The organism is Staphylococcus ureilyticus, assembly GCF_002902235.1.
Lineage (GTDB): Bacteria > Bacillota > Bacilli > Staphylococcales > Staphylococcaceae > Staphylococcus > Staphylococcus ureilyticus.
Genome location: NZ_PPRL01000152.1, coordinates 3,022 through 17,277, shown reverse-complemented (window position 1 = coordinate 17,277; position 14,256 = coordinate 3,022). Strand labels below are relative to the sequence as shown.

Genomic DNA, 14,256 nt, shown 5'->3' with positions numbered 1-14,256 from the left:
AGGGAACGTACGTACTAATCATTGTTTGTTTTGAATTATTAATTTTTTTCTCTAAAGTAGTTTAATAATCTAATCAATGAATAGTTTTGTGATCTTTTTTTTATTAAATTTCTATTCTTCGTCATTTTAAATGATTTAATGGTTAGGCATTCGTTTTCTAAAATACCTAAGTATACTGTACCATTTTCATGTAATAATGAAATACCAATTTCAGCATTATACAAATCTTTGACGATACGGCATGAAATTAGTAATTGATGCTCCATATCCTCTTTAGAATTTATAAACTGTTGGTGATGGGGTAACATACCAAATAGCTTATTTGAATAATCATGATCTTTCATTCTAGAATATAATTCGCCATCTGTTACACCATCATAGATTGCAAATGATTGTTTCATATGTGCTAAAAAGGATGATTCTATGGAATTATCATCTGACCCGTAATAATATTTACCTATACGTGACAGGATTTCTTTTTTTACTGGTGCTATTAGTGCTTCACACTCTTGTTTAGAGTTACCATTCGCCGTCAGTCTTATATTAACTTCATGCGTACCAGCTAATGGTGCAATAGTAGGATTTGTTTGATTATCTATCAAATCAATTAAAATAGTTTCAACTTTAGATTCACCTATCCCTGCAAAACGCAATAATTCTGAAAAAATAATACCTTCTCCAGTTAAAAAATATGGTAATAAGCCATCTTTTGCCATCGGTTGCATTTCTTTAGGTGGACCAGGCAATAGAGCGATGTGTTTATCGTTATATTCAATCAGCATACCTGGTGCCATACCTACTTTATTTTCTAAAACTGTTGCACCTTCAATGACTAGTGCTTGTTGTTTATTGTTCGGAGTCATTTCAACATTTTGATCTTTAAAATAATGCTCAATATACATCAATGACTTTTCATCCGTTACTAAATTGCGATCTAATATTTGAGCTACCGTATGCTTTGTTAAATCATCTTTAGTAGGTCCTAATCCACCAGTAAGAATAACAGCATCATATTGTTCCAATGATGAATGTATTGCTCTTTCAAGTCTATTAGGATTATCTCCTACTACAGTGTGTTCTACAACACTATGTCCTATATCATTAAATAATTTTGATAGATATTGACCATTGGTATTTGCAATTTGACCCAGCAATAATTCAGATCCAACTGCTATAATTGATATATTCACACTTTCCCCTCCTTGTCCGAAAGAAAAATTTCGCTATTTAATTTGTTAAACTTATTATTTATATTATAAATCCAATTCTATTTAAAAACTAAAATTTCGTTTGAAGATTATTCTGTCTTAATTAATAACGATTCTGTATCAAGATATACTATTTTAACAAAAAAACTGGAAAGGTGCTTAAAAACACTTTCCAGTTGAATTCATGTTTGCCAGAACCAAACTCATATTATTTAGCCTTAAATACATCTCTACCTTTATAAAAGTATTCAATACCAGATAGAATCGTAAAGAATACCCCTATGTATAATAGCACCTGACCTATTGGAAAACCAATCCATGTAGCTAATGGGTCGCCTAGTAAAATCCATACTAACGCAATCATCGTAACCGCCGTTTTAATTTTACCTAATTGGCCTGCTGCGCTTACAAAACCTTGTTCGATTTGTAATAAACGTAACCCTGTAACCGCAAATTCACGTGCAATAATAATAATCGCAACCCATGAGTTTGTTAACCCAATTTCAACAAGAGCAATCAAAGCACTTGAAACGAGTAATTTATCTGCTAATGGGTCTAAAAATTTACCCATATTTGTAACAAGCTGCCATTTTCTTGCTAAGTAACCATCTGCAAAGTCACTTAACGAAGCAACAATAAAGATAATACCACTAATCAATAATTCAATTCTAATTTCATATCCACCAATAAAAGTTACATTACCAAAACCAAAATCTACTAAAGCGAATAATAGAAATACTGGAATTAATATAACTCTAAAGACAGTTATCCAATTCGGAATATTCATTTCAAATCCTCATTTCTATATATATAACTTACAACAAAACTACAATAACATTTTTTATAAAAATAATACCGCTAATATCCACAGTATGGCAGTGATAATAATCACTAGACTTATTACTACTGCTAACTGCAGAGGTTCTTTGTTTTTACTACGATAAGTAGGTTGATGATCTGAAGAAAAAGCATCAATCGTTTCTTTCAAATTGTTATCATGATTAGGAATTTCATCTCTATGTGCATGAATAAGCTGTTCAGCATCAATATTTACAGCCTTTGCATATTTGCGAATAAAACCTTCTACATAATCTGCATTTTTAAGGGACTCAAAATCATTATTTTCAATGAGTGTTAAAGCTTGGCGTTTGATTTCTGTTCGGTTTTCTAATTCTGTTAATGTCATACCTAATCTTTCGCGACGTCCTTTTAAAGTTTGACCAACTAAACTCACGATGTTAGTCCTCCTCATCCATTATCTTTTACTATTCAAAAAATCCAAAACCACCACCGAAAACATCGTCACCGAAATCAAGATTATTTTTACTTTTTACGGTATGTTTTTTCATTTCTTCATAATGGATTTCTTGATTTTTATTTTCTCTTAGCTCAATGATATAATCAAAATCACTCATCTCATAATCACTAGTTTCCACAAATAAATCTGGATGTTCTACAACTTTAATCGCTGGTAAGCTCATAACTTCTTTCACTAATTCTTGATGTTTTTGGTTAGATTCTCTGGCTGTAACCGCACCATCAATAATATAGACATGATCAGAATCATACTCACCTTTGATGAGCGAACTACGAACAGTTTGTTTAATTAGCGTAGAACTAATAAATAGCCAACGCTTATGGGCACAGACACTACCAGCAACAATCGATTCAGTTTTACCTACTCTAGGCATACCTCTAATACCGATTAATTTATGCCCTTTTTCTTTAAATAATTCGGCCATAAAATCTACTAATAAACCTAAATCTTCTCTTTCAAAACGAAATGTTTTTTTATCAGCAGCATCTTGTTCTATGTATCTACCATGTCGTACAGCCAATCGATCTCGTAATTCTGGTTTACGCAATTTAGTAATAGAGATGTCATCAATTTCACTAACGATATTTTCAAATCTACTAACTTTTTCAAGGTTATCCGATTTAATTAATAGACCTCTTCTGCCTTCGTCAATGCCATTTATTGTAACAATACTAATACCCATCATACCTAATAAACTGGAAACGTCACCTAATAATCCAGCTCTGTTCATTGTAATTTCATATTCTAAATACCATTCTTTTTTTGTAGCAACTGTCATGGCATATACACCCCTTAGTTTATAAATCGCAACAATGCGCTTTGACTAAAATCTATCACATTTTCAGTTATTTATTTAATGAAAAAAGCATAGTCCCACATAAATAATTTAAAAAGTAATGTAATGAATGATATTGATATTATATCATTGAATGATTCACAGGTGGTTTATTTTTTCTATTATATCAAAAATTATAAATACCAAGCACCATTCACTTTTTGTATTGTACCAGTGACACTTTTGGCTAATGGATTACAAAGATAACTACAAGTATGGGCAACTTCTTCTGGTTCAATAAATCTTTGTTGTGGTAAATCTTGAGATAAAGTTTCAAGATCATTTTCTCCCCAAGCTTTTAACATATTACCACTTACAAAACCAGGTGCGATCGCGTTCACAGTGACTGAAGTCAATGATAATTCTTGACTCAGTGCTTTTACGAAGCCAATTTGAGCTGACTTCATCGCCGAGTAGACTGTTTCCATACTCGCACCTGTTTCTCCCCATATTGATGAAATAACTATAATCCGCCCATTTTGACTTTGTCGTAACTGGTCTACAAAATATCTACACATTCTAATGAATTGGCGCACGTGAATTTGATAATGCTCATCAATCATTGCATCCGTCATATCTTGCAACTGACCATACAATGCAGTGCCACTCGCATAAATAAGACAATCTAAATTTTTTATAAAATGAAAATATTGGTTAAAATCATCTACGTTGCGCAAATCACATTGTACCAATTGCACTGAACTATGGTTGAACTGAAACTTTAATTTATTGATATCTGTATTATTATAATGAACGATGACTTCATACCCATCAGATAATAAGCGATTAACGATTGCAGAACCAATTGACCCTGAGCCACCTATAACTAAAGCTTTCATTGTTTATTTCATCTCCAAACGACTATCTACAATTTGGGATAAATTCAAACTCGATTGTGCCGTTTCATTTACGCTTTCCAATGTAATACTTTCAACAATATCTAATAGATCAAATAAACTTACACCTTCAAAATAAAGTTTTGTATATTGGTTCGCAATATATTCAGGCGAATTCAAACCAGATATAAACTCACCAATAAATTGCTTTTTCAATAAATTAAATGCTTCTGTATCAGTTAAATTGCCCTGTTTTGCTTCGAGTTCATCCATCAATAATTTTTTTAACTTATCTGGTTGTTGAGTCGCACTGGTAATCATGGAAAAACTATATGTAGGCTCTAATACAAATTGATACCCAAATGTTTCATCTATCAACTCTTCATTAAGTAACATTTGATAAAAGTCAGTTTCTTCACCAAATAGTAATTCAAAAAACAAAGTCATTTCTAAATCTTTTTTTACCAATAATCTATCTGGCACATCAGTTAATGGCATATTTTTAAAGCCAAGCATAATTCGAGGTGATTGCAATTTCATCTTTTCAGTGACTACTTTTTCTTTTACACTATCCTGTTCTTTTAAAGAATCCCTAACTATTCGAGGTTGATTCGTTTTATCTCTTTGATTTTCATGGTCAGCAACAACATTGTAAATATGGTCTACATCTACATCTCCAACAACAAATAAAACCATATTAGAAGGATGATAGAATGTTTCATAGCATAGGTATAAATCTTCTTTAGTTATTTCATAAATACTTTCTACACTACCAGCTATATCTACACGAATTGGATGTGATTCATACATAGCTCTTAATGTATTAAACATTAATTTATATCCAGGTTGCTCTTGATACATTTTTATTTCTTCAGCAATAATACCTTTTTCTTTATCTACAGATGCTTCGGTAAAGTATGGTGTTTCAACCATGGTTAACAAGCGTTTTATATTACTTTCAATATTATCTGTTGCACTAAACAAATAACTTGTTCGGTCAAAACTAGTAAAGGCATTTACTTGTGCATTATCTTCTGCAAATGCAGTAAACAAGTCTTCTTCCTCATTTTCAAATAGTTTATGTTCTAAAAAGTGCGCTACACCATCTGGTACAGTAACATAATCTTCACTGCCATGTGGTTTAAATTTACGGTCTAAGGAACCAAATTGAGTTGTATATGTAACAAATGTTTTCTGAAAGCCAGTTTTAGGGATGACAAATAATTTCAATCCATTATTTAACTCAGCTTCATATACAGTTTCATCTATTTGCTTATAGTATGTGCATTGCATTAATAATTACCCCCTTTCGTTAAAACATAGATTGTATTGAGTTCTATATTTTTTGCTAAATCTATGATTTCAGCATAATCCACATCTTGAATGTGTTTAATGTACGCTTCCTCTGATATACCATGTTCTAATAGAATATTATTATTTAATATCTCTATGATGCGTTTAGGACGGTCATATGACTCTTGACGCTGTGAAATAATAATCTTTTTAGCAAGTTCTAATTTTTCTTCGCTAAATTGACCTTGTTGGAACTTTTCAAATTCCGCAATAATTGTATCTTTCGCTACTTCATATTTGTCAGATGAAACACCACTAAGAACAAACATAAAACCATTTTTTGCATCTATTTGGGAATGAATTGAATATGCTAAACTTTGTTTTTCTCGTACTTCGTTAAACAAAACGGAAGATGGGTCTCCGCCAAACATAGTATTAAAAACAACACTTGCAAAATATTGTTTATCTCCAAATTGTACAGGCAATTTAAATCCAATATTTAATTTAGCTTGATCCACTTCATCTGTCTCAATAATTTCTTGTGGCACATTATCTGCTTGTGGCACTGGCGTCGCATGAGATTGTTTGAATTGGAATGGTTTTATATCAAAATAAGTTTTGATTTGAGATTTTACTTCTTGTTCATCTACATTACCCACGACATAAACAGCACAATAGTCGTTGTGTAGCATAGATTGATATGTATGATATAAATTTTCAGGTGAAATATCTGCTATGTAATCTACTTGTCCTGAAGCTAGGTGACGATATGGTTGTTCACCAAACATATACTTCAATAAATTTAAAAAAGATATTTGAGATTTATTATCAACCATTGCTTCTAATTTTTTAGTTAATAAAGCTTTTTCCTGTGAAACGAAGTTTTCGTCAAAACGATCATTAACAACTAAAGGATTCCAAATCATTTCTCTCAACAAATCTAAACCTTTTTCAAATAATGGGGTTTGATCAGTAAGATAGCGCTCATTCACTAATTCCAATGATATTGTGATGACATGTTTGTCTTTAAATTTTGAGACAAAGCTATTAACATACGCGCCATACAATTCTGAAAGATGACGGTTAAACGCCTTGTCTGTTGGCCATTTTTTTGTAGCACGCACGAGTAACTTACTGAGAATTGATCGAGCTGTCATGGTTTCACTATCTAATGGTGCCATAAATTTTAAAGTAATTGTGGTCGTTTTGAACTTTGTTGTTGGTAACACATTAATATGCAAATTATTTTGTTGTTCATTAATTTTCAAATTGTCAAACCTCACTTTCATAATTTTGTTATTATATACTATTTCTAACCGTTTTAAATTTTACTAAACTACTTTTGAAATAATTAAAAGAATAAAGTATTGGTTGATCATTTTTATCATAATGAATTAATTTCAATAACATAAGTCCTTCATGCGGCGAAGCATCTAAAACATCCGAAATATGTGGTTCATAACCAATAGCTTCAATCTCAGTTTCTGCATATGCCACTTTTTTCGAAGCATAATATTCCAAAGCATTTAACAAAGATTCATCACTATTTTGATACTCTGCACATGTTAAATCTTCAGCTGGTAGCTTATCCAAACAATAAACAACTGGCATGCGGTCAGCCATTCTCACACGTTCAATAATTGTCACCAACGCCTTTTCAGGAAGATTTAATCTTTTAGCATCTAAAGAGGTCGCAGGTTTTTCGTCTAAATTTATAAATTCTGTACTCGCATGATACCCTTGATCTTCTATCATTTTACTAATACTAACCAACTCATCTAATGGATAGAAGAATGGGTGCAGCTTTTTAACACTTGCACCTTCTTCTAAATTATTAGATAGCACTTGCTCAGTAATCAGTTCATCAACTGCATCGTATACATCATCTGTTTTAACATTTAATTTTCTAGCAACCGCAAGATTACTAGGTAAAGCATCTCCCGGTTTCAATCCTCTCGTACTTATCTCTTGAATCAGCCATTCTTTTACTTTATAAACAGAAGTTAATTCCATATTTACACCTCATCACTATCTAAATCCACAAGTATTTGTCTAGGTTTACTACCTTTTTGTGGTCCAATCACTTGATTACGTTCTAAATCATCCATCAATCTAGAAGCACGGTTGTAACCAATTCTAAATTGTCTTTGCAATAACGATGTACTTGCCTTTTGTTGTTCAATTACAAATAAATACGCTTCATCATATAAGGCATCTTCACTCTTCATTTCTGATTTTTCAACTGGGGCATCGGGTTCCATTTCTTTTACATAATTCGCTTTTTGTTGCTCTACGACATAATTTACGATGTCTTGAACCTCTTGGTCACTTAAAAACGCACCTTGAACTCTTGTTCTAGTTGATCCACCATTAGCGACATAAAGCATATCACCTTTACCAAGTAATTTATCTGCTCCGCCACTATCAATGATTGTTCTAGAATCTGTTTGTGAACTCACAGCAAAGGCAATTCTAGACGGAATATTATTTTTGATTAAACCAGTAATTACATCAACGGATGGACGTTGTGTTGCGATTATTAAGTGAATACCAGCAGCACGTGCCATTTGTGTAATTCTTTGAATTGCGTTTTCTACTTCTTTACCAGCAACCATCATTAAATCTGCTAACTCATCTACAATCACGACAATATATGGTAATTCTGATTGCTTTTCATCTAACGCTTCATTTTGCTTTCTAATCGCTTCATTATAACCTTCAATATTTCTAGTAGAAGAATGTTGAAACAAGTCATACCTTCTTTCCATTTCTGCAACTACTTTTTCCAAAGCTTGTGATGCTTTATGAGGATTGGTTACAACAGGTATGAGCAAATGAGGGATGCCATTGTATACGTTTAATTCTACCATTTTCGGATCAATTAACATAAGTTTAACTTCATGTGGCTTTGCATTTAATAGGATGCTTGTAATAATACCATTGATACAAACAGATTTCCCGCTTCCTGTAGAACCTGCTACAAGTAAATGAGGCATTTTGTTAAGTTCTACTGTGATTGGGTCGCCTGAAATATCTCTACCTAGTCCTACTTCTAATTTATTCGAAGCTGGAAATTTTTCATCTAACACTTCTTTTAAAGAAACAAGTGAAATCTTATCATTTGGTACTTCTATACCAACAGCAGATCGGCCAGGTATTGGTGCTTCGATACGTATGTCCTTAGCTGCTAATGCTAACGCAATATCATTATGAAGATTAACAATCTTACTTACTTTAACACCTTGAGCGGGTTGTATTTCATATTGTGTCACTGCTGGACCTATTTTAATTTGAGTGACTTTAGCATCTACACCAAAGTTTTTTAAAGTGTTTTCTAATAACTGCCCTTTTTTCTGCACTTCAGCTTTAGAAGTTGATTTCTGTTTAGCTGGTTGTTTCAATAACGTTAATGGCGGTATTTTATAGGCTTCGTTTTCTACTTCTCCTGCCTCAGATATAGAATTTGAAGCTGCATCTTCATCATATGCTTCACTTTCTTCTAATTCGTTTAAAGGTTGCTCTGTAATTCTATTATCTTCTTGATTCATTTGCTGCGCCGCACTTTGATTATTTTGATCAAAAACGCGTTTAGACCTTTTATTTTGAGGTTGTGCTTGTTGAATATCTTCATCTTTATAATCGTTATGACCATAAATCGGAATTGATTGTTGCTCAGTCGTGTTGTTGCTAATCTCAGGTAAATCAGTGACATCTTTAACGTTATTTTGAGATTGTGATTGCTCAGCTGCTTTTTCAGCTTTTCTTTCTGCTTTTATACGTGCTTTAGCATCTTTCTTAATTTTATTTTCTTTGCGACGCTCTTTAAGATTTGCAGAAGCATCCTGACTTTTTATTTTCATTTTTTCAAAAGCAACTTTAGATACATCTCTATGTCTTTGTTTTGTCAATAAGATAAAACTAGAAGCGATTAATAATATCGTTACAATAATAACTCCGACAATTGAAATAAGAGGTATCAATAATGCCAATAAGTAATGTCCAAATAAGCCTCCACCAAAATTTGGAAATGTCGTATGTTCATAAGATTTATAAACATATGATAGCACAGGCTCTCTGAGCGATTGTGCTCTATGCATGAAATAGTATACTATTTGAGTCACAAGTAACAATGCAATTTGTAAAACAAATGCGCCAGTGGTACGTCTTGTCTTTGGTAACGCTTTATAATAAGTAATGAATACAGTACTAATCAAGATTAATATATAAGTTAAATACCTACTTGTACCAAATAAGTAATTGAAGAAACTATCTATCATGGTGCCTATAATACCCAATTGAAAAACACCAAGGATGATAGCAATAAAAATCACTATCGCAATAATATATCTTAACGGACTGTCACTTTTCTTCTTTTTATTATTTGCGGTTTTCTTTTTCGTATTCGATGTTTTTTTCTTTGTTGTTGAGCTCTTTCTTGTTTGTGCCAACATTCACACCTTCTTTTCAACTCTGTTTTTTCAATATGTATATGAACCATAAATGTGTATTTTAATTACAAGTGAAAATACACATAATAAATATGCTTTTAAATACTATAAAATCATTTTATTACATACTTATAATAACATAAAAGAGGTAAGACATTATTCGCTCCAGTATATTTAAAGGTTGTATATAATTTGTTTAGATATAATATATATACAATGTACTTTTAAATAACTTTACCAAAGCGTCTGTCTTAACCTCTTTATTTTAGGATAGAAATTATTAAATTTCAGAAATTACCGGAATAATCATCGGACGGCGTTTTGTATTTTCAAAAAGTAGTTTGCTTACTTGATCACGCATATTTTGCTTGATTTCTGACCATTCAATACGTTTTTCTTGTAAACCTAATTCAACGATTTCACGTACTTTTTCTTCAGCTTCATTTAATAAAGCCTCACTTTCCCTTACGTAAACAAAACCACGTGATTGAATTTCTGGACCAGCAGCAATTCTACGATTCTTAGGATCTAGCGTTACGACTGCGATAAAAATACCATCTTCAGCAAGTAAATGACGGTCACGTAATACGATGTTACCAACATCACCTACACCTATACCATCAATGAGCACATTGCCGGAATTAACTTTCTCATTTAAAATCATTTCTTCGCCATCGTAGTTTACTACATCGCCTTTTTCCACTAAGAATATTTTTTCTGGTTGGACGCCTGCCTCATTAGCTAACTTGGCATGGGCAATTTGCATTTTAAATTCACCATTTACTGGGATGAAATACTCAGGTTTCATGATATTAATCATCATTTTTAACTCTTCCATACAACCATGACTTGATGTATGAATTTTTTTACTGTTTGGAATGATTTCTGCGCCTGCTCGAACGAGTTCATTTAACGTATTTCCAACAATCACTTCCATATTAGCAGATGCAGTAATTGCTAAAAAGACGGAATCTCCTTCTTCAATATTCATGATTTTATGTTTCTTTTGAGCCATTTGACTTAAAGCTTCAACAGGTTCTCCTTGCATACCAGTAGCAATGATAATCACTTCGTTTTTGGGATAATTTTCCACTTCATTAATTGGTATTAGTAGATCCTTAGAAATATCAAAATAGCCAAGCTTTCTAGCGATATTAAACGAACTTTCCAACGAACGACCTAAGAAAGATACTTTTCTATTTAACCTTTGTGCAATGTTTAAAACTTGTTGAATGCGAATAAAATTAGATGCATAACATGAAACGATTAATCTACCTTTCACCTTTGTAAACGCATCATACATATGAGATTCTATCACGTTTTCAGGTGTATTATAACCTGGTTTTTCTGCCTCAGTAGAATCACTGATTAACGCAAACACACCATCTTGTCCAATTTCAGTCATCTTTTTCAAATCTGGTGCATAATGACCTTGTAAACTTTGATCGAATTTGAATTCTCCAGTGTAAACAATCGCACCATATGAAGTGTGTATACAAACACCTAAACTATCTGGAATACTATGAGTAGTATTAAAGAATGTGACATTAACACCCTTAAAGCGCATAATTGATTCATTATTAACAGTATAATATCTAACTTTCTTATTAACATTGCGCGCCTTCATATTTTCCTTGATTAATGCAATCGTTAATTTCGATCCATAAACAGGTGCATCAACTTGTTCAAGCACATAAGTTACAGCTCCTATCGCATGCTCATGCCCGTGCGTTAGGAATATACCTTTTAATCTCTCTTTATTTTCTATCACATATTGAATATCAGGAATAACAATATCTACACCTAACATTTCATCTTCTGGAAACATCAATCCCGCATCTAACATAAACATTTCATCGTCTACTTCAACGATATACATATTTTTCGCAATTTCCCCAACGCCTCCGAGAGGGATAATACGAATATTTTTATTTTTTTTCTTAATTAAACTCAAAATGTTACCTCCTATTTAAATTACCCGTCCATATATAAACTCATAGTTTATTATAAGTGAAAATAGGCCTTATGTACACTATTAAAGTAGTTCTTTAGTTGTTTTAAAATATATCATTGGATGATTTGTATTTATGTAAAAATTTTTCTCCGGAACGTAATGTCGTATTAATCGCACTTTTTAATGTGCATTTTCAAATATATATTTAACTTTTGACTTAATAATTTTTATTAGCCTAGGTCAAACATTAAAAAAAGAAACCAGTGATCTGACTTGAACTTTTCTACAATAGAATTAAAATAATTCTATTGTAAGCAGTTCTCATCATTTTACCAGTCTCTAGCAATAAACATTATTTAGAATGATTAGATAGTAATGCTTTATGCGAAGCATTTACTCTACCTTGTTTATCAATTTCTGTAACTTTAATTTTAAATGTGTCTCCTACTTTCAACACATCTTCTACTTTATCAATGCGCTCATTAGCAATTTGCGAAATGTGTACAAGTGCGTCTTTACCTGGGAATAATTCAACAAAGGCACCATATTTTTCAATACGTTTAACTGTACCATTGTATACCTCTCCAACTACCGCTTCTCGTGTGATTTCGTCTATGATACTACGTGCTTTTTCAATCGCATCTTTATCTACTGCACCAATAAATATCGTTCCATCTTGTTCAATATCTAATTTAACACCCGTTTCATCAATGATTTCATTGATTTTTTTACCACCAGGGCCAATGACATCTCTAATTTTTTCAGGTTTAATAGACATCGTAACAACCTTAGGTGCAAAAGCACTAAGTTCACTACGTGGCGTATCAATTGTTTTTAACATATGATCTAATATGGCTAAACGACCTTCTCGAGCCTGTTCAAGCGCTTCTTTAATAATTTCTTTAGTTAAACCATCAATTTTGATATCCATTTGTATAGCTGTAATACCTTCCGATGTACCTGCTACTTTAAAGTCCATGTCTCCAAGCGCATCTTCCATGCCCTGTATATCTGTTAAAATCGTATAACTATCGTCACGTGTCACTAATCCCATGGCAATACCCGCAACTGGGGCTTTGATTGGAACACCTGCGTCCATCAACGCTAATGTGGACCCGCAAATAGAAGCTTGTGATGATGAACCGTTTGATTCTAATACTTCACTCACTATTCTCACAGTATATGGGAAATCTTTAACGTCTGGAATGATGTGGCTAAGCGCACGTTCTCCCAACGCACCATGTCCAATTTCACGTCGACCAGGTGAACGAACTGGACCAGTTTCACCAACTGAATAATTTGGGAAATTATAGTGATGCATAAAACGTTTTTGTTCTTCTTCACCAAGACCATCTAAGATTTGGTATTCACTCATTGACCCTAATGTTAATACTGAAAGTGCTTGAGTTTGTCCTCTTGTGAATAAACCTGAACCATGTGCTCTTGGTAAAATACCTACTTCAGATTCTAATGGACGAATTTCATCTGTTTTACGACCATCTGGTCTAATTTTTTCTTCTGCAATGAGACGTCTAACTTCTTCTTTAACCAAGTCATCTAATATACTGTAGACCTCTTTGATTAATGCTTCATTTTCGTCATCATTTTCATCAACAAATTCTGATGCAACCTTTTCTTTAAGTTCATCTAAATTAATATCTCTTTGTTGCTTGTCAAATGTTAATACGGCCTCTTTCAAACCATATGATTCAGTTAATGATTTTACATTAGCAACGAGTGATTCATCTTTTTCAACAGGAATAAATGCTTTTTTCTCTGGTTGAATATGGTCGATAATTTCTTCTTGGAAGCTAACTAGACGTTGAATTTCTTGATGTCCAAAGAAAATCGCTTCAAGCATTTCATTTTCTGTAATTTCACTTGCACCAGCTTCTACCATATTCACCGCATCTTTATGACCAGCTACTTCTAAATCGAGTCTAGATACTTCTTTTTGTGCAACGGTAGGGTTAATCACATATTCACCATCTATATAACCAACGTTTACACCTGCTATTGGACCTTGAAAAGGTATGTCAGAAACACTTAATGCCATTGACGAACCTATCATTGCTGCCATTTCAGGAGAACAATCTGGATCAGCACTCAATACTGTATTCATAATTTGAACGTCATATCTGTAACCTTTAGGGAACAGTGGTCGAATGGGTCTATCAATTAAACGTGCAGTTAACGTGGCTTCATCACTTGGACGTCCTTCGCGTTTTTTAAAGCCACCAGGTATTTTACCTGCAGCATACATTTTTTCTTCATAGTTAACCATTAATGGGAAAAAGTCACCATCTCGTGGTTCTTTTGATGCTACTGCAGTAGATAAAACGACTGTATCACCATATCTAACAA

Annotated in this window: 11 protein-coding genes; all 11 read right to left on the bottom strand. The window is 32.8% G+C overall.

Annotated elements, in window-relative coordinates; translation table 11 throughout:
• Positions 1–38 precede the first annotated feature (38 nt).
• Positions 39–1,190 (bottom strand): CinA family nicotinamide mononucleotide deamidase-related protein, encoded by a 1,152-nt coding sequence (locus CD150_RS12505; RefSeq protein WP_070658447.1) that lies wholly within the window; start codon positions 1,188–1,190, stop codon positions 39–41.
• Between the two features lie 226 nt (positions 1,191–1,416).
• Positions 1,417–1,995, bottom strand: coding sequence for a CDP-diacylglycerol--glycerol-3-phosphate 3-phosphatidyltransferase (gene pgsA, locus CD150_RS12500; RefSeq protein ID WP_046208613.1), 579 nt, complete (start codon positions 1,993–1,995; stop codon positions 1,417–1,419).
• Between the two features lie 54 nt (positions 1,996–2,049).
• A complete protein-coding gene (locus tag CD150_RS12495) occupies positions 2,050–2,442 on the bottom strand; it encodes a helix-turn-helix domain-containing protein (protein WP_080937823.1) in 393 nt (130 codons plus the stop codon).
• Positions 2,443–2,473: 31 nt separating this feature from the next.
• Entirely contained in the window at positions 2,474–3,304 is an 831-nt protein-coding gene (locus CD150_RS12490) for a DUF3388 domain-containing protein (RefSeq protein ID WP_046208615.1), read from the bottom strand.
• Positions 3,305–3,495: 191 nt separating this feature from the next.
• Positions 3,496–4,200, bottom strand: a complete 705-nt coding sequence (gene ymfI / locus CD150_RS12485) for an elongation factor P 5-aminopentanone reductase (protein WP_046208616.1) — start codon at positions 4,198–4,200, stop codon at positions 3,496–3,498.
• 3 nt (positions 4,201–4,203) lie between these two features.
• Positions 4,204–5,490, bottom strand: coding sequence for an EF-P 5-aminopentanol modification-associated protein YfmH (gene yfmH / locus CD150_RS12480; RefSeq protein ID WP_103161643.1), 1,287 nt, complete (start codon positions 5,488–5,490; stop codon positions 4,204–4,206).
• Positions 5,490–6,779 (bottom strand): EF-P 5-aminopentanol modification-associated protein YfmF, encoded by a 1,290-nt coding sequence (gene yfmF, locus CD150_RS12475; RefSeq protein ID WP_073342269.1) that lies wholly within the window; start codon positions 6,777–6,779, stop codon positions 5,490–5,492. Before yfmF ends, yfmH begins: the two co-directional genes overlap by 1 nt.
• Before the next feature lie 10 nt (positions 6,780–6,789).
• On the bottom strand, positions 6,790–7,503 hold the full coding sequence (locus CD150_RS12470; RefSeq protein WP_046208619.1) for a GntR family transcriptional regulator: 714 nt from the start codon (positions 7,501–7,503) through the stop codon (positions 6,790–6,792).
• Positions 7,504–7,505: 2 nt separating this feature from the next.
• Positions 7,506–9,938: an FtsK/SpoIIIE family DNA translocase gene (locus tag CD150_RS12465; protein WP_073343666.1), complete on the bottom strand. Its 2,433-nt coding sequence runs from the start codon at positions 9,936–9,938 to the stop codon at positions 7,506–7,508.
• Positions 9,939–10,218: 280 nt separating this feature from the next.
• Entirely contained in the window at positions 10,219–11,892 is a 1,674-nt protein-coding gene (rnjB, locus tag CD150_RS12460; RefSeq protein WP_046208620.1) for a ribonuclease J2, read from the bottom strand.
• A 352-nt stretch (positions 11,893–12,244) separates the two neighbouring features.
• On the bottom strand, positions 12,245–14,256 hold a 2,012-nt coding region (pnp, locus tag CD150_RS12455), incomplete at its 5' end, for a polyribonucleotide nucleotidyltransferase (RefSeq protein ID WP_103161648.1).